Source organism: Patescibacteria group bacterium, assembly GCA_041650995.1.
Lineage (GTDB): Bacteria > Patescibacteriota > Patescibacteriia > XYB2-FULL-38-15 > XYB2-FULL-38-15 > JAHIRI01.
This window is the reverse complement of the sequence record JBAZJZ010000001.1, coordinates 326,821-347,616: the sequence shown is the minus strand read 5'-3', so window position 1 is coordinate 347,616 and position 20,796 is coordinate 326,821. Positions and strand designations below refer to the sequence as shown.

Here is a 20,796-nt window from a genome sequence, read left to right as displayed (position 1 = left end):
CGTCTCGAGGGCCGTGTTTTTAGAATTATTTTTTTGCGATGTTCACGACATTTTGCAAGAGCATTGCCACGGTCATTGGTCCAACGCCTCCGGGAACGGGCGTAATCCAGCTGGCCTTCGCGGCTACTGATTCAAAGTCAACGTCGCCGACCGTTGTGCCGTCATCCAGCCGAGTTGTTCCGACATCAACCAAAATCGCGCCGGGTTTTATGGCGTCGGCAGTTATAATTTTTGCTCGGCCAAGCGCCGAGATAATGATATCGGCGTCGGCAATTTCTGTGGTCAATGTTTCCGGGGCGATGATGGTTTGGATATCATTACCTGTTAGAATTTTTTCCAGCGGTTTTGCTAGAATTTCGCTGTTCGCCAAGATGGCGATTTTTTTATTTTTTAATTCCACGCCGGTTGATTCAATCAATTTTAAAATTCCAGAGACGACTGGTGGAATAATTTCCGGCGCGGCAGAAATAAGTTTTTTAATATTTTCCGGATGAAAACCATCGGCGTCTTTTTTTGGATCAATCGCGGCGATGATTTTACTTTCGTCGTAGCCGCCTGGCAGGGGAAGCTGAACCAGGATTCCGTGGATATCCGGCCGGGCGTTTAGTTCCTGAATTTTCATAGTAATTTTTTCTTCTGGCTCAGTGGCGAAAAATAAATATTTTTCAAAATGAATGCCAGCTTCGGCGGCGGCTTTTTCTTTAAGGCCAACATACAAATGCGAGGCCGGATCAGCCCCAACTAAAATCACGGCCAAACCGGGTGTAATTCCCGATTCAGCGATTTCTTTTTTTATTTCCACGCGGATTTCCGCGGCGATTTTTTTGCCATCAATTATTTGAGCGGGCATATCCTTGACATTTTTTTAAAATCATGTTAAGTTTTCTCGGAAAGGAGGACAGAAATGGGTGAGAAGAAAAGCCTGATTAGGCGTGTGTGGCAAGTGGCGGATTTCCTCATTCCCTACATCGGGATATTCGGGTGGATTATCTATCGGCACTTCACCGTAGGTATTACGGAATACGTGCGGCCAGTTGAGCTGATCATTGTTTCACTCTTGATCGCTAGCATGGCCAAGCCTCGTATGAAGTAGCCGGGCGCCTCTACTACAAAACAGTCAGCCCCGGATAGATCGGGAACTTCGTCACAAGTCCGTGAACACTTTCGCGGACTTCTTTTTTTACATTTTCATCGGAAATATTTTTTATAATTTTTACAATCATTTCGCCAACTTTTTTCATTTCATCTTCTTTCATGCCGCGAGTAGTCAAGGCTGGGGTGCCAAGACGAATGCCGGAAGGATCGGTCGGTTTTCTAGTGTCAAAAGGAATCATGTTTTTGTTGACATAAATTTCCACTTCGCCCAGCGCGTCTTCAACTTGTTTTCCTCCGAGGCCGGTCTCGGAGAGGTCAATCAAAATCAGATGATTATCCGTGCCGCCGGAAACTAATTTTAATCCGCCGCCAAGCAATGTCTCCGCCAGAACTTTGGCATTTTTTACAATTTGTTTTTGGTATTCAATGAAATCCGGCTGGAGCGCTTCGAGAAAGGCCACGGCTTTGGCGGCGATTATATGTTCAAGCGGACCGCCTTGCATTCCCGGGAAAACGGCCGAGTCAATTTTTTGCGCCAGATTTTTTTTATCTTCCGGGCGCAGGCGGTCGGCAATTTTTGATAAAATTAAAGCGCCGCGCGGACCGCGTAAAGTTTTGTGAGTCGTGGTCGTCACAACGTCGCAAACGGGAATTGGATTAGGATGAATTTTCGCGGCAACGAGTCCGGCGATATGAGCAATGTCAGCCATTAAATACGCTCCAACTTCATCAGCAATTTTTTGAAAAGCGGCAAAATCAATCTCGCGAGGATAAGCCGAAGCTCCAGTCAAAATCAGGCGCGGTTTTTCCCGAAGCGCGATTTCTTTGACTTCATCCATATCAATTCGGCCGGTATCTTTGTCCACCCCGTAAAAAACAACATTATAAAATTTTCCAGAAAAATTTACAGGCGAGCCGTGCGAAAGATGTCCGCCGTGCGCCAAGTTCATGGCTAAAATTTTGTCGCCAGGATTCAAAAGCGCCAAATAAGCCGCGGCGTTGGCCTGGCTGCCGGAGTGCGGCTGGACATTGGCATGCTCGGCGTTAAAGATTTTTTTTGCGCGGTCAATGGCCAGATTTTCCGAGACGTCAATAAACTGATTTCCACCATAATAACGTTTGCCAGGATAACCCTCGGAATATTTATTGGTGAGTGGCGTGCCCATGGCTTCCAAAACTGCGCGGGAAACGATATTTTCCGAAGCGATCATTTCGAGACCAGACCGCTGGCGGTTAATTTCATTTTCAATCGCGTTTGCGATTTCGGGATCGAATTTTGATAAAAAAGACATAGTTGTATTTGTCATGCCCGACCCACAATGTCATTCCCGCGAAAGCGGGAATCCAGATCGCTGGATCTCCGGGTCAAGGCCACTTGTGGCTTTAAATTGAGGATGACAAAGAGTGTAGTCATTGAATTATTTTATTATATAAATCTTCCCATTCGGGATTAATTTTTTCAATTAGTGCAAGTTTCCATTTTCTATTCCATTTCTTGAGTTGTTTTTCTCTTTGAATAGAGCTTACAACATTGGGCGTTCCCTCGTAATACACCAATAGGTGTATGTTATACTTTTTAGTAAATCCATCTGCTAAATTATGTTTGTGTTCGTAAACTCTGCGGGTTAAATCATTTGTTACTCCAATGTATAGCGTACCATTTCGTCGGTTTGTCATTATATAAACATAATAATTTTTCATAAAACTGGATTCCCGCTTTCGCGGGAATGACAAGGATGGGTGTTTTTATTTTACATCTCTCCTTGACAAAAAGCAAAAAAAGTTAGAAAATTTTATATTCGCCTGAAACGAGCGATAGAAGGAGGGTTGAGGGATGGAACAGAGTGGATACACGCTACAACGGCGTTACTATGGCGGAGGAATCGGCGCCATTCTGGGGCTCCTGTTTCTCGTTTTCGGTTGTGGCGGAAGTTTGTCAGAGCCAACTGATCCGGTTACAGTCGAGGTAGTTACCTGCGAACCAACACTTGGCGGAACTGCCGGACAGTACTACCAGCTGGCTGCTTGGCGGACAGAAGTCGGAATCTGCGAGGCAGCGATGTCGGAAGTTGGTGCAAGACAAGCCGTGAGAAATGCTGCCGAGCGCGACGTGAGTCGTCTCGGTGCGGAGTTCGACGTTTACCACGCGGCGGGACGGACTGACTGTTACTGCGGTCCAGTCTGCCTCGAGATAACTAAGTTCCTGGAAGAGGCAAGGCAGAACGGTTTTTTCTGCCGGCCATGAGAGGAGGGGCGATGAAGAAAATTTACGCGATTCTCTTGGCTGCGTTCGTTGGTTGCACTGCCAAAACCGAGGTGGTTCGACCGAGCGCCGACGCGGTTCTAGCGCTGCATCTGCATATTTCGATAGCGCGCATGGAGGCGGCCTCTTGTCAGGGCATCGGGTTGTCCTCTGAAAAGAGAAGAGCAATTATACGTAACGCCCTTCAGGATTTACAGCGCTTACGCGAGGAGTTCGGCGCCTACATTGAAAGGGGGCGGAGCGATCCGTATTGCGGCTCGGTCTGCGAGGAAATGTTGGATTTTCTCGAAACGGCGGAAGACAACGGTTTTCTTTCTTGCCGTAATGAGTGACTCCCGTGAAGTGAAATTCCCGGGAGTTTTTTATTTCAAAAACCCACCGGTTAGGCGGGCTTTCTTTATAAATTTTTTGTCACGTAAGTTCCGTCTTTTTGATATCCAATTTTTTTGTAGTATTCACGGACGCCGACGCCGGAGATGACGGCCATTTTTTTTACGCCTGATTTTCGCGCGATTTTTTCCGCTTCGGCCATTAATTTTTTTCCCAGTCCAAGATGCTGTGTCGCGCCGGGAGATTTTTTATCAATTGGAACAAGATGACCGTAAGTGTGCAATTCACGGATAAGCGCTGCATTTTTTAACTCTGGTAAAATGGGATCGGTTTTTAAGTTAGGAATTCGTAATCTGACAAAAGCGTAGAGTATTTTTTTATCTGGCGAATCAAAACTTATAAAATATTCCGTGCCGTCTGATGCCAGATATTTTTTTACGGATAGTTTAGGAGCAGAGTGTTTGAGATTTTTTTGGTGGCCGACTTCCCGGCAGCGGATGCATTTGCATCGTAGCCCGCGTTGCGCCATTTCCGCGGTAACAACTTCGCGCAGATTAGAAACTTTATTTCCCGCGGCAATGCTTGGGCTCGGGATGTCGCGGATTAAACGATTCACGCGGACGTAAGGCGGGAGAAATTTTTTAATATTAATGAGCAGCTCCACGAGTTGTTTTTCTGTGTATGGTTTATATTTCCCCTGTTTCCACCATTTATAAATTTCTGAATCGCGCGTCACAACGCAGGGATAAATTTTAAGCATATCCGACTGGAAATCTGGATTCGTAAAAATTTCGCGGAACATTTTAAAATCTTTAGCTAGTGTGGAACCTGGAAGATTGGGCATCATGTGATAACAAATTTTAAAGCCAGCGTCTTTTAGCAATTTCGTGGCGCGGATAGTTTCGGCGACATTGTGCCCGCGGCGGTTTCGCTGTAAGATAGAATTGTAAATGCTTTGGACGCCGAGTTCAACTCTTGTGGCTCCAAGTTCGCGCATTCGCTTTATTTCAACGGGTGTAATATAATCAGGGCGGGTTTCAAGAGTAATGCCGATAATTCTGTGTTTGGCAGTTTCGTTTATTTTTTGCGCCGAGGCAAGTGAAGAAGATTTTCTGCCGTTCGCCCCGTCAAAACATTTTTGGATAAACCATTTTTGGTAGCGGTCGGGCAGAGCAGACCAGGTTCCGCCGATAACAATCAATTCCAGTTTGTCGGTGGGGTGTCCGTTCATTTCCAAAACCTTAATTCTCCCGGCAACTTGTTTTTGGGGATCAAAATTAAAAGTGATGGCGCGCATTACAGCCGGTTCGTTGGAAAGATAAGATTTTGGCATGTTTTTTTCTGTTGGGCAATATGCGCATTTTCCAGGACAAGGATAGAATTTTGTTAAAACGGCAATGGGCGCGACGCCGGAAATTGTCCGCACTTCGCGTTTTTTCAAAAGCAATTCCAGCCGTTCGTCGCGTTTAATTTTTTTCTGCCGCAAAAGTTTTTTATAAATTTTAAAAATATCAGCGGAGAGAGGCGGCGGTAATTTAAATTTACCCGCGGTCTGGCGTTTAATCTGCGCCAAGTCGGCACGGCTTTCTGGCCGTGATTTGATAATTTTTTTAGTGATGGTTTCGATGGTGTTCATCTGACTTTATATTTTATTCCCTGAACGAACGAAGTGAGTCGAAGGGCCTTCGACAAGCTCAGGCAATAATTAAAATGAAAAAAGAAGTCGCGGGAAAAATATTAAATAAAGTTAAGACTGATTACGCGATTATCGCGCCTCAGTTTTCGGCAAAAAGACAAAAATTTTGGGATGAGATGCGTGATTTTGCCGAAAGTTTAGGGTCGGGCGATCGTGTGCTTGATTTGGGTTGCGGCAATGGAAGATTGTACGAGGTTCTAAAAGATAAGTCAATCGATTATACCGGCGTTGATAATTCGTCAGAACTTTTGGATCTTGCTAAAAAAAGATGGGGTGAAAACGCATCTCGGAAATTTTTATTGGGCGACGCGATAAATTTGGATTGGTGGAAAGGTGAAAAATATAACGTGGTTTTTTTGATTGCCACTTTGCACCACATACCATCCCGGGATTTGCGCAAGAAAGTTTTGGAAAATGTCGGCCGGGTTCTTGCGCCAAACGGCTTTTTAATTATGACCAACTGGGCACTATTCCGAAAAAAATACCTGATGCTTGTCACGAAAAATATTATTTTAAAATTATTAGGCCGGAGCGATTTGGATTTTGGCGATGCCTCGGTTCCTTGGAAGAGTTCTGAAACCGGTAAGGTTATGGCCGAACGCTATGTTCACGCTTTTACTTTACGGGAATTGAAACGTCTCGTCAAAGAATCAGGCTTTGAAATTTTAGAAAATTTTTATTCAATTGATGATAAAAAAGCGCATTTTTGGAACGGGAAGAATATTGTCACAATCGCGAAAAAGTGATAGGATGAAAAATCAAAATAATATTGTCATCCCCGACCTGATCGGGGATCCAGTTCCTATTCCTGGATTCCCGCTGGAGTTTACCCCGCACTTGATGCGGGGCGAGAATGACAGTCTGTGAGAGATGAATTTAAAAGATTCCAAGAAAATTTATTTCATCGGCATAAAGGGCGTAGGCATGACCGCGATTGCCCAAGTTTTTAAATTGCGCGGAGCGGAAGTTACTGGTTCCGATACGCATGAGAAGTTTTTTACTGACGAAGTTTTGGCGAAAAATGGAATAAAATTTTATGAAGGATTTGATGCAAAAAATTTAGCGGCGGAAAAACCGGATTTAGTAATTTATTCCACGGCTTATACTGAAGAAAATCCGGAATTGGCCGCGGCGCGGAAAAGTGGAGTTGCGATTTTAAGTTATCCGGAGGCGCTCGGACAAATTTTGAAAGAAGGTTTTGGGATCGCGATTTCTGGCACGCACGGAAAAACGACAACCACGGCAATGCTCGGATTTGTTTTGCGGGAATTGGGCGCGGATCCAACGGTGATTGTTGGTTCGGCGGTGCCGCAACTCGGAGGAAACGCCCGGGCTGGCGGAGGAAAGTATGTTGTTATTGAAGCTGATGAATATCAAAATAAATTTTTGTATTTTGATCCGCGGGCAATAATTTTGACGAGCGCGGAATATGATCATCCGGATTTTTTCAAAACTCCAGAAGAATATAATGATGCTTTCAGAAAGTTTGTGGAAAAAATTCCAGTAGACGGATTTTTGGTAGCGTGCGGGGATGATAAAAGTGTTTTAGAAATTTCTAAGTCGGCAAAGTGTAAAATAATTTCCTATGGATTGACAGCTGGCGACTGGCGAGCAGAGAATATTTTAGCGCGCGTCTGCGGAATGGAATTTGAAGTTTTGGAATATGGCGAATCGCATGGGATTTTTAAAATTCAGTTATTCGGTAATCATAATGTGGCAAACGCTTTGGCGGTAATCGCCACGGCGAGAGAGTTGGGTTTTGATTTAGAAAAAATTCGCGAGGCATTAGAAAAATTTTCAGGCGCGGTTCGGCGGTTTGAAATAAAAGCAGAGGCGGGCGGCGTTTTAGTGATTGACGATTACGGTCATCATCCAACAGAAATTAAAGTAACGCTTGAAGCGGCGCGGCAAAAATATCCTGGCCGGCGAATTTGGTGCGTTTTCCATCCGCACACTTTTACAAGAACTAAAGCGTTGCTTTCTGATTTTGCAAAATCATTTGGCGCGGTTGATAAAACAATTGTGATTGATATTTATGGTTCGGCGCGCGAAGTCGCCGGCGGAGTAAGTTCCGGCGAGCTCGTTGAATTAATAAAAAAAGAGGGCAAGGATGCTCTCTATATTTCGACTATTTCTGAAGCGGCGGAGTTTTTGGCGAAAGAAGTGAAAAGTGGAGATGTGGTAATCACAATGGGCGCGGGAGACGTTTGGCGAGTTGGAGAATTGTTGTTGAAAAAATTAGTATAGTGGCGTTTTGCCGCAATGAGGCGAGTCTTGGACATAAGTCGGAAGACAAATTCCGGAAATTTCTTTGCGCAATTGGCGCATTATTTTTTTACCTTTTTTTATTGAAACCCAATATTTTTTTGTGCCTCGTGCCGGATCACATTGGTGCAGATAATAAGGTTTGATACCGAGTTTCACGAGTCCGTAAAATAATTTTTTTAAAGTTTCGGCGTTGTCGTTTACGTCGCGAAGTAAAACCGATTGAGAGAGAAGGGGAATGCCGACTACTTTGAATTTGGCGGCGGCTTCCCTAAATTTCGGCGTAATTTCTTTCGGGTGATTTATGTGAACAACAACCCAAAGCGGTTTTGATTTTTTTAAAATGGCCGCTAATTTTTTTGTGACACGTGAGGGTAGAGTAACTGGGATCCGGGTGTGAATTCGCAGCAGCCGAACATGCGGAATGGCGTGAAGTTTTTTTAAAATATCCGACAAAGTTTTATCATTCAAAAATAAGGGGTCGCCGCCGGACAAAATTACCTCGCGTATTTTTTTATCTTTTTTAATATAATCAATTGCCGCGGCCATTTCTTTTTCGGAAAGCCGTCCGTTTTTGCCATCAACAAGATTTTTTCTAAAACAAAAAGAACAACGCGAGGGACAAGCGAAGGTTGGACAAAAAATCACGCGGTCAGGATATTTATGGACAATCCCTCGAACCGGCGAATATTTTTTTTCGGCCAACGGATCGTCGGACTCAGGTTTTTTATGATTCATGATATTTAAAGTTTATAGAAGATTGTGATTTAAGACAAGCTTAAAATTCTTGACAATTTTTTAAAATCATGTTAGTTTATAAAGTCAGTTAGTGGATTGGCATTCGGGTAGAAAGAGAAAAACCCATGGACATGACCTCGTTGGTGGTTGGCGCCTTGGTGGGTATTTGGAGCACATGGCTGGTCTTCATGTTGACCGGCCGCACTGATCTTTCTCTTCGGCGCGGTCGTCGTCTCTACGCGGGATCTGTTGACGACGAAAGCAGAGAAAACGTTCGCTGCAACCTGAACCCGTCCGACAAGGCGCATGAATGCGGCGGGGGAATGTTCGAATTCTCTCTGGCCAAGGACAGGGCTACGAGGATCCCTCTCTTTCGCGTCCAGACGATTATTGTGGGCTGGCTTTGCCCCGCTTGCGGTGAGTTTGTTCTCGAGAAAAAGCCGGACCAGAGCGACAGACAGTACGAAGAATCCCGACGAGAGGCAGGGGAGGTGCTCAAGAAAATTCTCGCCTTCTTCCCGAAGAGCGAGCCACGCGAAGACAAGGAGTGAAGTACGCCCGCATCGGTCAATTCCGGTTCATCTGGAGTTCGGCTGGTGCGGGTTTTTTTATTTAAGACAAAATCCCGACTAAAGTCGGGACTCCAATTTCAACGGACTCCTCACTTTAGTGAGGACTTAATTAACACCCTAAAGGGTGTCACTCCCCAATAACGGACTGACAGCCTTTAGGCTGTTATAATGGACTCCAATTTCAACGGACTCCTCACTTTAGTGAGGACTTAATTAACACCCTAAAGGGTGTCACTCCCCAATAACGGACTGACAGCCTTTAGGCTGTTATGATGGTCTTGTATTTACTTGTTATTTTTGGTAAACTTTATTAGAAATATGATTAAAGAATTGCGGGAAAAATTGGGCGAGGAAGTTTTGGAAAATGAACCCCTATCCAATCACTGCACTTTTAAAATCGGCGGACCGGCCAGATATTTTTTTGTCGCAAAAAATTCTGAGGAAATTGTAAAAGCGGTAAAGGCGGCGAAAGATTTGGGTTTGAAAATTTTTGTTTTGAGTGGCGGAAGTAATGTGCTTTTCGCGGATATAGGTTTTGATGGTTTAATAATTAAAATACAAAATACAAAATACAAAATACAAGACACTAAAATTGAAGTCGAGGCCGGAGTGAAACTCGCGGAAATTGTAAACGCGGCGGCGGAAAATGGTTTGAGCGGACTGGAATGGGCGGCGGGGATTCCGGGAATGGTCGGCGGGGCGGTGCGGGGAAATGCCGGAGCGTATGGAAAGGCGACGAGTGACGCGGTAGAAGAAGTTGAAGTGTTAAATCAAAAATTGAAAGTTGAAAAATATAAAAAAGAAGATTGCAAGTTTGGTTATCGGGAAAGTATTTTTAAAAAAGAAGGAGGGATTGTTTTGAAAGTGGTTTTTAAATTAGTTCCGGGTGATAAAAATAAAATTAAAGAAGAGATGGATAAAATTTTCGCGGCGCGGGACGGGAAAATTCCGACTGATGCAAGCGCCGGATCTTTTTTTAAAAATGTGGAAGTGACGGAGGAGATTATAAAAATTATCAAAGAACATACGCACGAAGATGTGCCGACCGACTACATTCAAAAAGGAAAAATTCCCGCTGCTTGGTTTATTGAGCAATGTGATTTAAAGGGAAAGCGGATCGGTGGAGCGAAAATTTCCGAAAAGCACGCCAATTTTATTGTGAACGCGGGGAGCGCGACGGCGGCTGATGTCATTGCCCTCGCGAGTTTGGTAAAAATGAAAGTCCGCGACGAGACTGGCGTGCAATTGCAGGAAGAAGTGGAGTATGTTGGATTTTAGTGATGATTGAAAAGTGTTATAATGCTTTAATATAAATTTATTGCTATTTTATGAAAATTACTTTAAAATGGACGAACCTAGAGCCGATAGAAAGCATCAGTGTTTTTGTTGATGAAAAAATCGGTGGCCTGGCAAAGTTTATTCCGACTTATGATGCCGACGGCGTGGCCGAGGCGTGGGTAGAAGTAGCGCGGACGACGAAGCACCACAAAACCGGAGGCATGGTTTATCTTGCAGAAACTGATCTCCGTTTGCCAGGAAAAATTTTGCGGGCGGAAGAAACACACAAAGATTTGCGCCAGGCAATTGTTAAAATAAAAAAAGAATTGGAGAGGCAGATAAAATCTTATAAAGGTGCCAGGGATGCGAAGGTGAAAAGGGGAGGGCGGTTGGCGAAGAGAATGACGGTTGTAGCAAAAGGCGTGCGACCGAGAGACGAAGAAATTAAAGGAAAACGAGAACGGGAAGAAGGAATTTAATTTATTAATTAATTCATAATTTTAAAGAAATGGTTCCAAGTAAAGTTTTTTTTACCAAAGGAGTTGGTAAACATAAAGAAAAACTTCAATCATTTGAAGCCGCGCTTCGTGACGCGGGAATTGAAAAATTTAACATTGTTTGTGTTTCAAGTATTTTTCCGCCGGGAGCCAAAATGGTTCAAAAAGCCAATGGGCTGGCCGAACTTAAGGCTGGACAAATCGTTTATTGTGTAATGGCCCGTAACGAAACAAATGAGCCAAACCGCCTTTTAGCCGCCTCAATCGGTCTGGCTGTTCCGGCTGATACTTCGCATTATGGATATCTTTCCGAACATCATTCATTTGGCGAAACGGAAGAAAAAGCCGGTGATTACGCCGAAGACTTAGCTGCCTCCATGCTTGCCTCAACTCTTGGCGTTGAATTTGATATGGATAGAGCTTGGGATGAGCGAGAACAAATTTATAAAGTCAGCGGAAAAATAGTTAAAACAACAAATATTACGCAATCAGCCGTGGCAGACAAAAATGGTTTGTGGACGACGGTGATTTCCGCGGCGGTATTAGTTCCTTAATTTTTTTATGCCATTACTTCAAAAGATTTTTGGTGATCCAAATAAAAAAACAATAGAAAAAATAATGCCGATTATCCGGCAAATAAACGAACTCGAATCTAAATTCGAGTCGTTTTCTTTTGAAGAATTGAGAAAGATGACGGCGGATTTTAAGGAGCGGCTCGGGAAAGATGAGACCCTGGATGATATTTTACCTGAAGCATTTGCCGTAGTTCGCGAGATAGCGAAGAGAGTTTTGGGTCAGCGTCATTTTGACGCTCAGTTAATCGGCGGCGTGGTTTTGCATCGCGGACAAATTTCTGAAATGAAAACCGGTGAAGGAAAAACTTTGACCGCTACTCTGGCGGTATACTTGAATGCGCTTACGGGCGGCGGCGTGCACGTTGTTACAGTTAATGATTATTTGGCAAAAAGAGACGCGGTTTGGATGGGGCAAGTTTATGGCGCCCTGGGTTTATCCGTCGGCTGTATTCAGCACGACGCGGCGTTTTTATACGACTCAACATATAAAGGTGAAGCCACGGCGGAAGAGAGCGGCCAGGAAGCCAGCTTTAAGGTTGTCCAAGAATTTTTGCGACCGGTTTCAAGAAAAGAAGCTTATGCCGCGGATATTTTGTATGGCACAAATAATGAGTTTGGCTTTGATTATTTGCGCGACAACATGGTGACGAGTTTGGAGAATATGGTACAGCGGGAATTGAATTACGCGATTATTGATGAAGTTGACAGTATCTTGATTGATGAAGCCCGGACTCCTTTGATTATTTCCGCGCCGGCAGAGGAGTCGGGAGATCTTTACGCTAAATTTGCCAATCTTGTGCGCGGTTTGAAAGAAAAGGAAGATTATAATATTGATGAAAAAATGCGCGCAGCGACATTGACCGAAGCGGGCATTGCCAAAATGGAAAAATGGCTCGGCGTGGAAAATATTTATACGGCCGGCGGAATTACCATGGTTCATCACATTGAACAGGCTTTGCGCGCCGAAACTTTATTTAAGCGCGACAGAGATTATGTCGTGCGCGAGGGAGAAGTAATAATTGTTGATGAATTTACCGGACGCCTTATGATTGGCCGGCGATATAGCGAAGGTTTACATCAGGCGATTGAAGCCAAAGAAGGCGTGCGCGTTCGCGAAGAATCAAAAACTTTAGCCACGGTTACTTTTCAAAATTTATTTAGGCTTTACAAAAAATTGGCCGGTATGACCGGTACTGCCTTAACCGAAGCGGAAGAATTTTCCAAAATTTATAAGTTGGAAGTAGTTTCTGTTCCGACCAACAAGCCAATGATCCGCGGAGACTTGGCCGACAGAATTTATCGGACAGAGCAAGGAAAATTTACAGCCGTGGTTCGGGAAATAAAAGAGCGCTATGAAAAAGGACAGCCGGTTTTGGTTGGCACAATTTCCATTGAAAAAAATGAAATTTTAAGCCAAATGTTGGAACGCGAAGGTGTGAAGCATCAGGTTTTGAATGCTAAACATCATGAAAAAGAAGCGGAAATTATTGCTCAGGCCGGGCGGCAAGGCGCTGTGACTGTCGCGACAAACATGGCTGGCCGCGGCGTGGATATTATTTTAGGTGGAAACCCGGCCGATCCGGAAGAAGCAAAAAAAGTTCGCGAATTGGGCGGCCTCCACATTCTTGGCACCGAGCGGCACGAATCCCGTCGAATTGATAATCAGTTGCGCGGCCGTGCCGGACGTCAGGGCGATCCCGGTTCGTCGCAATTTTATCTTTCGCTTGAAGATGATTTGATGAGAATTTTTGCCGGCGATCGGCTGAAAGGTTTGATGACACGGCTCAATATGCCGGAAGATATGCCGATTGAAAATAAAATGGTTTCCCGCTCTCTTGAGTCAGCGCAGCGCCGCGTGGAAGGCCGTAATTTTGATATTAGAAAACATTTACTTGATTACGACGATGTTTTAAATAAGCATCGTGAAGTAGTTTATAAAAAACGGCGGGATATTTTGGCGGCCGAAGATAGCAAGACCAAAGTTTTGGAAATGGTTGAAGATGAAATTGAACAAGTTGTTTTATTTCATACTGCGTCAGAACAAGAAGGGGAATGGAATTTGGAAGAAATTTATGAAGTTGTCAGCACGATTTTCCCGATGCCGCCGGAAGCGCGCATCAAAATGGACGATATTAAGAGATGGGCTGGTGACAAAATGCACGACGCTGCGGTTCGCACTCGCATTATTGAGTATTTAATGGAACTCGCGCGAAAGGCTTATGAAGATTTGGAAAAACGTATTGCCGAGCAGGCGGCGAAAATAAATCAGGACGGAGAAAAAATTATGCGCCAGATTGAACGTGCCATGACACTTCGGGCGATTGATTCTCTTTGGGTTGATCATTTGAGCGCGGTTGATTATTTACGTACTGGCATTGGCCTCCGCGGCTATGGCCAACACGATCCGCTTGTTGAATACAAAAAAGAAACATATAGAATGTTCCAGGAGTTGATGCATTTTATAAACAGAGAAGTTGTTTATAATGTTTATAAAGTTGGCTTGGAAACAAAAACTGCGCCATCTTTGATGCAACGCCAGGGTATAAAATTATCCGCGCCGGCAAAAGAAGGCGACAGTCGCAATGCGCCGGCCGACATCAAAGCCAAACCTCGCACGGCTGAGGGAGAAAAAATCGGGAGAAACGATCCGTGTCCCTGCGGCAGCGGGCAGAAATACAAAAAGTGTTGCGGGAGATAATTGTGTATGAACATAATAAGTTTTCCCAAAAATGAATGGGATAGTATTAAATCCAGACTTAATAACGGAAAGATTGTTTATACAATTCGAGTTAGCAACGAATATGAAAAGTTCAAGGAAGGAGATATTTTAAAAACAGAGTGGGGTCTAGAAGTAAGGATCATGTCAGTCAAGAAAATAACAGGCGGTATTAATGAACTGAAGATCAAATATAAATTTTTCGACGAACTTACGGAAGAAATAATTCAAGAATTGAGTGGCTACGATAAAATGGAAATCATTTCCCTTGGGGCGATATTAAGAAGTTAAAAGTGTTGCGGGAAATAAATAAAATAAATATGCCAGAAAAATTATCAGAAGGAAAAATTGAAGAAAGAGAACGGCCAGCAAAATTTAATCTTCTAACAAACTACGAAGAAACTATTCGCGCTATGGCCGAGGTGGAAGGCGAGGCTTGGTTTAATAAGGATCAAAATAGTAAAAAGACAGATTACACGACTCGCGGCGCGATTGAACATTTAAAAAGATTGGCCGCGTTTGACGAGGAATTGAGAAGCGAAGGAAAGGAACCCGAAGAATCGGGAAATGCAGTTTATTCTGTTTACGGGAATGGAGGGTGGAACCGATGGATGATTATGCGCAATGGTGAAGTTAAGTTTTCCAGATTTCATAATCCCCAAAGAGCAGGTGAGGCCGAGGCTAAGGGTTTTGAAATATTTTACTAACCTTTCACGCCAGCGATCCTTTACACTTCAATCAACTTGCGCTAAACTCATAAAATATCCACAAGGAGGATAATTTTTTTAATCTATGAACAAAATCAAAAGATTCTTCGCGAACGCGGGAAAGAAGTTATTTACGACCGCCAGAGCTAAAGTTTGGTGGCTTATCATTTTAATTTTAGCTATTACAGTTTTGGCCGGATTTTTGGATTATCCAAAATATTATGATCAGGGCGTGAATTGGCTTAGAAAAACTACTGGCATTGCTTTGCCGGAATTTTATAAATTACCATTTCGCCTCGGGTTGGATTTACAAGGCGGAACACATTTGATTTACGAAGCCGACACTTCGGCAATTCCAGATAAAGACCGCGACGACGCGCTTGAAGGTGCGAGAGACGTGATTGAACGCCGCGTGAACGCGTTTGGCGTGGCCGAGCCGGTTGTCCAGACAACGAGTGCTGGAGACAGTCAGCGTATTATTGTTGAATTGGCTGGAATAAAAGATGTGTCAGAGGCCATTAAAATGATCGGCGAAACGCCGCTTTTGGAATTTAAAGAGCAAAATCCAGACATTGGAACAGCGCAAATTTTAACTGATGAACAGAAAAAAGAAATGAATGATTATAATTCCACGGCAAAAAAAACGGCAAATGAAGCTTTGAAAAAAGCCCGGGCAAAGGGCGCGGATTTTGCTACCCTAGTGGAGGAGTATTCCACTGATGAAGCGACAAAGAGCGTTGGAGGCGATTTGGGCTTTATTACAAAAGATGGTGTTTATGCGGATTGGTATGATGACGCGGCAAAATTAAAAGTTGGAGGAGTTAGCGGTTTGATTGAAACTGATGAATATATCGGCATCATAAAATTGGTTGCCGTGCAGGATTCAAAGGAAGTAAAAGCCAATCATCTCTTGATCTGTTGGGAAGGAGCGCAAAGTTGCACGGGAAATTTATCAAAAGAAGACGCTAAGAAAAAAATTGATGAATTAAAAACAGAAGCGACAGCCGCTAATTTTATAGATTTAGTTAAGGCGAACTCAAGCGAACCGGGCGCTTCGGAATCCGGCGGAGATTTGGGTTGGTTTGGAAAAGACATGATGGTAAAGCCGTTTGAAGAAGCGACTTTTGCCATGAAAGTTGGAGAAATTTCCGATGTGATTGAAACACAATTCGGCTATCACTTAATTTATAAAACCGATGAACGGGCGGTAAAAGAATATCGCGTCTCGAGAATTTTGATTGATAAAAAAACTTCATCAGAAGTTGTGCCTCCATCAGAAGAATGGATTTATACCGGGCTTACCGGAAAACAATTAGTGCGCGCTCAAGTTCAGTTTGACCCGAATACTAGCGCTCCGCAGGTAGGTTTGGAATTCAATGACGAAGGGAAAGAATTATTTGGTGAAATTACGGAAAGAAATGTTGGCAAGCTTGTTGCGATTTTCTTGGATGGCGAACCAATTAGCGTTCCAACCGTTCAGGAACCGATTAAAGATGGCAGCGCGATTATCAGCGGAAGCTTTACAATTCCCGAAGCAAAAATTTTGGCACAACGGTTGAATGCTGGCGCTCTTCCGGTCCCGATCAATCTAATCAGTCAGGAAACAATTGGCGCGGCCCTGGGCCAAGAATCAGTGACAAAAAGTTTAATTGCCGGTTTAATCGGATTTTTAGCCGTGATTGTTTTTATGATTTTGTATTATCGTTTGCCCGGATTTTTGTCGGCCCTATCTTTAATTTTTTACGCCGTGCTTGTTCTCGCGCTTTTCAAATTGATCCCCGTCACATTGACTTTGGCTGGCATCGCGGGGTTTGTCTTATCGGTCGGCATGGCCGTTGACGCAAATGTTTTGATTTTCGAAAGAATGAAAGAAGAATTGCGGTTAGGAAAACCGCTCGGCTCGGCGATTAATGAAGGATTCATACGCGCTTGGCCCTCAATTCGTGATGGCAATATTACCACTTTAATTTCCTGTTTTGTTTTATTTTGGTTTTCCACGAGCATGATTAAAGGATTTGCCTTGACGCTTTCAGTCGGTGTTATTATGAGTTTATTTTCGGCCATCTTTATCACGCGATCTTTTTTGAACTTTATCGCGCCGTGGTTTCATGGAACATGGATATTTGGGGTCAAGAAAAAATAAAAATTTACTACGCATTTAATCTACTTACGCAAATATGAAACTCAACGTAATTGGACACAGAAAAATATGGCTTCTTGTTGCTGGCACGCTAATCGTGGCGAGCATTGTGGTTATTTCAATTTGGGGATTAAAATTTGGCATTGATTTTACTGGCGGTTCGCTTTTGGAATTGTCTTTTGTAAATCGTCCGGCAACCGCGGATTTAGCCTCTGACCTTGCGAGTTTTGGCGCGGAGAATGTTAGTATTCAGTCGGTAGGGGAAGACGGCATGCTTTTACGTTTTAAGTCAGTTGATGAAGCTCGGCATCAAGAAATTTTAAAACATCTCGGAGAAAAATTTGGTGAAGTAGAGGAAAAAAGATTTGAATCTATCGGACCGACGATTGGCAAGGAGTTGCGGACAAAAGCGACGTACTCAATCTTGATTGTTTTGATTTGTATAATTCTTTATATTGCCTGGGCTTTTAGAAAAGTTTCAAAACCGGTCGCTTCCTGGAAGTATGGCGTGATAGCCGTCTTTGCGTTGCTTCACGACGTGGGTATTCCGATTGGTCTTTTTGCCGTGCTTGGGCATTTTGCCGGAGTGGAGGTGAATAGTGCTTTTGTAGCGGCAATTTTAACTATTGTTGGTTACTCCGTAAATGATACGATAGTGGTTTTTGACCGCGTGCGAGAAAATTTAATTCACGCCGGCGGAGATTATGAAAACTTTGATAAAATTGTGAATGAAAGCGTGAATCAAACTTTCGCGCGTTCCATCAACACGACATTGACAACCCTGCTCGCGCTCGTGGCAATCTTCTTTTGGGGAGGGGAGTCGGTAAAATATTTCGCCCTGGCTTTGATTGTCGGCATTGGCCTCGGCGCTTATTCCTCGATTTTCATCGCGAGCCCCGCGCTTGTCGTTTGGCAGGAATTGGCCGAAAGAAAAAGAAAGTAATTTTTGGTAGATTTACAAAAATGGCTCGCCAAGTCGGCGGGCTATTTTAATTATAGCGGACTAAAAAGATTGGGAAGTTTGACTGAGTCAGTTTTTTATTATAAAATAGATGAATATGAAAAAGATTATTTTTATTGTTTTTCTCTTAATTTTAGTTTTACCAACAGTTGGATCGGCGGCAAATTCCATAGAATTGTATTTTTTTGAAGGCCAAGGCTGTCAGCACTGCGCCAAGATGAAAAGTTTTTTGGAGGGTTTAAAAACTGACTATCCAAATCTTGTTGTGAAAGATTTTGAAGTTTATTTTAATCGAGAAAATCAAGATTTATTTGAAAAGATGGCCACGGCCTACAAAATCTCCTCCAATGGTGTGCCCGCTATTTTTATTGGCAATGAAGCAATAATTGGTGAAAATTATGAAAAATTAAAAAGCGCCATGGAGAGATGTTCTCTTGAACCTTGCTTGTCGCCAGCTGATAAACTTGCCGCCGCGGAAAACAATGTTAACTCGGCTTTAAATGCCAACCAGCCGAGGAATAATAATAACCAAAACGAAATTGTCGGATGGATAGTAATTGTCGTAATTGTAACGTTTGGCATTATATTTACATTTTTTATTATTAAGATAAAAAATAATGTTTGATAATTTAACCATCCCAGCGCTTATTGGCGGAGCGGCGATTGATTCAATCAATCCGTGCGCTTTTGCCGTAATAATTTTTTTATTGGGCTATCTTCTTGCATTAGGCTCGTCAAAATTAATTTTACGGGTCGGCTTGGTTTATATCGCCACAATTTTTATAGTTTATTTTCTTGCTGGGCTGGGATTGTTGAGAGTCTTAACAGCATTTGGCGTCGCGGCGATTATGTATAAAGTTGCCGCCGTGATTCTAATTTTTGTCGGGCTTATTAATGTTAAAGATTTTTTTTGGTATGGAAAAGGCTTTACTCTGGCAATTCCGGAATCAAAAAAGCCATTGATTGAAAAATATGTGCGCAAGGCTTCAATTCCCGCGGCCGTAGCTCTCGGATTTTTAGTTTCTGCTTTTGAACTGCCTTGCACTGGTGGAGTATATCTCGCGATTTTGGGACTGCTCGCGAGCCGGGAAACGCAACTTTCCGCTGTGCCATATTTATTGCTTTATAATTTTATTTTTGTCTTGCCTCTTTTTATTATTTTGGGCTTAGTTTATTTCGGTATTTCCGCGAAACAGATTGAGGAGTGGAGAACCAAGAATAGGAAATGGTTAAGGTTAATTCTTGGATTAGGAGCGCTTGCTTTAGGCGTTTTGATGATTTTAGGAAAAATATAAGGTCAATATGATTCCTTGGTTTGAATATCACTCAATTTATTTGGGTTTTCTGAAATTGAATGTTTGGGGAATTTTTGTATCCTTGGGTTTTGTTATCGGAATGGTTGTCGCTTACTTTGAATTAAAGAAAAGAAAACTGGACGCCAATCGCATTTATGATTTAGCTTTTTGGATAATTTTGTCTGCTTTAATCGGCGGTCGAATATTTTTTGTCGTGGAACACTTGAATTTTTATTCTGCCGCGCCGCTTGAGATTTTAAAATTATGGCACGGCGGAATGTCGGTTTATGGGGGATTTTTTGGTGCTATTTTTGCCGCAGTGATTTATTTAAAAAAATATAAACTAGATTTTTGGCAATATGCCGACGCAGTGGCCTTCGGTTTACCACTCGGGCTTTTTATCGGGCGACTGGGGTGCTTTTCAATTCACGATCATCCTGGGATAAAAACAGAATTTTTTTTAGGAGTAAATTTTCCTGACGGCGTTCGCCATGATTTAGGATTATATGACGCCCTACTTGGTCTAGCTATTTTTTTGATATTTTTATTTTTGCGGCGCAAAGAACGGTTCACGGGTTTTTACGTCTCAACCTTTGCCATTTTTTACGGAGCAGTTCGTTTTTTCTTGGATTTTTTTCGAGCAGAAGATTTAGTCGGTTCTGATCCGAGATACCTTGGATTAACCTTAGCGCAGTATTTATCAATAATTTTGTCGGCGGGCGGAATTTGGTTATTTTACAAATTAAAACGCCGCAATAAAGTTGATAGTAAAAGTGCAATTTGACAGCGGCAGATATTTATAGTAAAATTTTTTAACTCATTAAACATTAATTTTTTTAATTAAAATTTATGAATGATCAAATGAATAATGACTTAGTAAATGGAACGCGGCGAACATCTTTTTTTCTTGGACTTATGTGCGGAATCGCCGGGATGAGCACATTCGCCTTAGTTGGTTTTTTTGCTTTGGCTTTTTCTGGGCAGGGGATAAATTTGGCTAAAGAGAATGGAAATAATAACACAAACGCCGTAGTAAATGTTAATCAGCCTGTCGCGAACGAACCGACGGAAGTGTCATATACCCCAGTGCCGGCCGTGACTTCTGATGACCACGTGAAGGGTTCCGCAAATGCCAAAGTGACTTTAATTGAATATTCTGATTTTGAATGTCCTTATTGCGCAAACCATAAAAAAACTACGGACCAAATTATGGAAAATTACGGCGATAAGGTGAGAGTTGTTTTTCGTCATTATCCGCTTTCTTTCCATGCGAACGCACAAAAAGCGGCTGAAGCTTCAGAATGCGCGGCCGAGCAAGGAAAATTTTGGGAAATGTATGATAAAATATTTGCGGCTAACGAAGCCGGAACAATGGGCGTGGATAAATGGAAAGCGGAAGCAAAAAATCTTGGGTTGAATACAAAGAAATTTAATGAATGTTTAGATTCCGGAAAATACGCGAGTAAAATTGCCGCTGAAGAAGAAGAGGGATTAGCCGCCGGAGTGGAAGGTACGCCCGCGACTTTCGTGAACGGAGAGTTGGTGAGCGGAGCGGTTCCTTATGAGCAATTTAAGCAAATTATTGATAGCTATTTATAATAGGTTTTATAGCGATAAAAACTCCCGCCGCGATTGGCGGGAGTTTGATTTTTATAAAGAAATAGATTA

23 protein-coding genes are annotated in these 20,796 nt (G+C 42.9%); 18 read left to right on the top strand and 5 right to left on the bottom strand.

Translation table 11 applies throughout. From position 1 onward, the window contains the following. Positions 1-25: 25 nt before the first annotated feature. Positions 26-850: a tetrahydrofolate dehydrogenase/cyclohydrolase catalytic domain-containing protein gene (locus WC445_01965; protein ID MFA5128713.1), complete on the bottom strand. Its 825-nt coding sequence runs from the start codon at positions 848-850 to the stop codon at positions 26-28. A gap of 54 nt (positions 851-904) precedes the next feature. On the opposite strand from WC445_01965, the gene WC445_01960 reads away from it, so the two are divergent. Further along, on the top strand, positions 905-1,093 hold the full coding sequence (locus WC445_01960) for a hypothetical protein (GenBank protein MFA5128712.1): 189 nt from the start codon (positions 905-907) through the stop codon (positions 1,091-1,093). A gap of 13 nt (positions 1,094-1,106) precedes the next feature. Here the strand turns inward: WC445_01960 and glyA are convergent, their stop codons facing one another. Then, positions 1,107-2,402, bottom strand: coding sequence for a serine hydroxymethyltransferase (gene glyA / locus WC445_01955; GenBank protein ID MFA5128711.1), 1,296 nt, complete (start codon positions 2,400-2,402; stop codon positions 1,107-1,109). 103 nt (positions 2,403-2,505) lie between these two features. Then, positions 2,506-2,796, bottom strand: a complete 291-nt coding sequence (locus WC445_01950; protein MFA5128710.1) for a GIY-YIG nuclease family protein — start codon at positions 2,794-2,796, stop codon at positions 2,506-2,508. A 133-nt stretch (positions 2,797-2,929) separates the two neighbouring features. Here WC445_01950 and WC445_01945 point away from each other — a divergent pair, with 133 nt between their 5' ends. Together WC445_01945 and WC445_01940 are read left to right on the top strand one after the other, a co-directional pair. Beyond that, positions 2,930-3,340 carry a hypothetical protein gene (locus WC445_01945; protein ID MFA5128709.1) on the top strand — a complete coding sequence of 137 codons (411 nt, stop codon included), beginning with the start codon at positions 2,930-2,932 and terminating at the stop codon, positions 3,338-3,340. An 11-nt stretch (positions 3,341-3,351) separates the two neighbouring features. Then, a complete protein-coding gene (locus WC445_01940; protein MFA5128708.1) occupies positions 3,352-3,690 on the top strand; it encodes a hypothetical protein in 339 nt (112 codons plus the stop codon). 65 nt (positions 3,691-3,755) lie between these two features. On the opposite strand, the gene WC445_01935 is transcribed toward WC445_01940, so the two are convergent. Next, positions 3,756-5,324: a tRNA uridine(34) 5-carboxymethylaminomethyl modification radical SAM/GNAT enzyme Elp3 gene (locus WC445_01935; GenBank protein ID MFA5128707.1), complete on the bottom strand. Its 1,569-nt coding sequence runs from the start codon at positions 5,322-5,324 to the stop codon at positions 3,756-3,758. Between the two features lie 74 nt (positions 5,325-5,398). Here WC445_01935 and WC445_01930 point away from each other — a divergent pair, with 74 nt between their 5' ends. Further along, positions 5,399-6,130, top strand: a complete 732-nt coding sequence (locus tag WC445_01930) for a class I SAM-dependent methyltransferase (GenBank protein MFA5128706.1) — start codon at positions 5,399-5,401, stop codon at positions 6,128-6,130. A gap of 124 nt (positions 6,131-6,254) precedes the next feature. Continuing rightward, on the top strand, positions 6,255-7,631 hold the full coding sequence (murC, locus tag WC445_01925; GenBank protein ID MFA5128705.1) for a UDP-N-acetylmuramate--L-alanine ligase: 1,377 nt from the start codon (positions 6,255-6,257) through the stop codon (positions 7,629-7,631). Here murC and WC445_01920 read toward each other — a convergent pair. Beyond that, entirely contained in the window at positions 7,623-8,387 is a 765-nt protein-coding gene (locus tag WC445_01920) for a KamA family radical SAM protein (GenBank protein MFA5128704.1), read from the bottom strand. The genes murC and WC445_01920 overlap by 9 nt on opposite strands. A gap of 125 nt (positions 8,388-8,512) precedes the next feature. Here WC445_01920 and WC445_01915 point away from each other — a divergent pair, with 125 nt between their 5' ends. From WC445_01915 to WC445_01855, 13 genes are all read left to right on the top strand, one after another. Continuing rightward, entirely contained in the window at positions 8,513-8,938 is a 426-nt protein-coding gene (locus tag WC445_01915) for a hypothetical protein (protein ID MFA5128703.1), read from the top strand. 339 nt (positions 8,939-9,277) lie between these two features. Next, complete coding sequence (gene murB, locus WC445_01910) at positions 9,278-10,237, top strand: UDP-N-acetylmuramate dehydrogenase (protein ID MFA5128702.1); 960 nt, start codon at positions 9,278-9,280, stop codon at positions 10,235-10,237. A gap of 50 nt (positions 10,238-10,287) precedes the next feature. Continuing rightward, positions 10,288-10,716, top strand: coding sequence for an HPF/RaiA family ribosome-associated protein (locus WC445_01905; protein MFA5128701.1), 429 nt, complete (start codon positions 10,288-10,290; stop codon positions 10,714-10,716). A 29-nt stretch (positions 10,717-10,745) separates the two neighbouring features. Beyond that, complete coding sequence (locus tag WC445_01900) at positions 10,746-11,288, top strand: arginine decarboxylase, pyruvoyl-dependent (protein ID MFA5128700.1); 543 nt, start codon at positions 10,746-10,748, stop codon at positions 11,286-11,288. Positions 11,289-11,295: 7 nt separating this feature from the next. After that, the gene (gene secA / locus WC445_01895) at positions 11,296-14,007 is read left to right on the top strand and encodes a preprotein translocase subunit SecA (protein ID MFA5128699.1); all 2,712 of its coding nucleotides are present in this window, start codon (positions 11,296-11,298) and stop codon (positions 14,005-14,007) included. 6 nt (positions 14,008-14,013) lie between these two features. Then, complete coding sequence (locus WC445_01890) at positions 14,014-14,316, top strand: hypothetical protein (protein MFA5128698.1); 303 nt, start codon at positions 14,014-14,016, stop codon at positions 14,314-14,316. A 29-nt stretch (positions 14,317-14,345) separates the two neighbouring features. Then, positions 14,346-14,732, top strand: coding sequence for a hypothetical protein (locus WC445_01885; GenBank protein ID MFA5128697.1), 387 nt, complete (start codon positions 14,346-14,348; stop codon positions 14,730-14,732). A gap of 85 nt (positions 14,733-14,817) precedes the next feature. Further along, complete coding sequence (gene secD / locus WC445_01880; protein ID MFA5128696.1) at positions 14,818-16,875, top strand: protein translocase subunit SecD; 2,058 nt, start codon at positions 14,818-14,820, stop codon at positions 16,873-16,875. 34 nt (positions 16,876-16,909) lie between these two features. Continuing rightward, positions 16,910-17,815, top strand: coding sequence for a protein translocase subunit SecF (gene secF, locus WC445_01875; protein ID MFA5128695.1), 906 nt, complete (start codon positions 16,910-16,912; stop codon positions 17,813-17,815). Positions 17,816-17,930: 115 nt separating this feature from the next. Beyond that, positions 17,931-18,458: a hypothetical protein gene (locus WC445_01870; GenBank protein ID MFA5128694.1), complete on the top strand. Its 528-nt coding sequence runs from the start codon at positions 17,931-17,933 to the stop codon at positions 18,456-18,458. Continuing rightward, the gene (locus tag WC445_01865) at positions 18,451-19,128 is read left to right on the top strand and encodes a cytochrome c biogenesis protein CcdA (protein ID MFA5128693.1); all 678 of its coding nucleotides are present in this window, start codon (positions 18,451-18,453) and stop codon (positions 19,126-19,128) included. Before WC445_01870 ends, WC445_01865 begins: the two co-directional genes overlap by 8 nt. A 7-nt stretch (positions 19,129-19,135) precedes the next feature. Beyond that, positions 19,136-19,912 (top strand): prolipoprotein diacylglyceryl transferase, encoded by a 777-nt coding sequence (lgt, locus tag WC445_01860; GenBank protein MFA5128692.1) that lies wholly within the window; start codon positions 19,136-19,138, stop codon positions 19,910-19,912. A 65-nt stretch (positions 19,913-19,977) separates the two neighbouring features. Next, on the top strand, positions 19,978-20,727 hold the full coding sequence (locus WC445_01855) for a thioredoxin domain-containing protein (GenBank protein MFA5128691.1): 750 nt from the start codon (positions 19,978-19,980) through the stop codon (positions 20,725-20,727). The last annotated feature ends 69 nt before the right edge of the window (positions 20,728-20,796 follow it).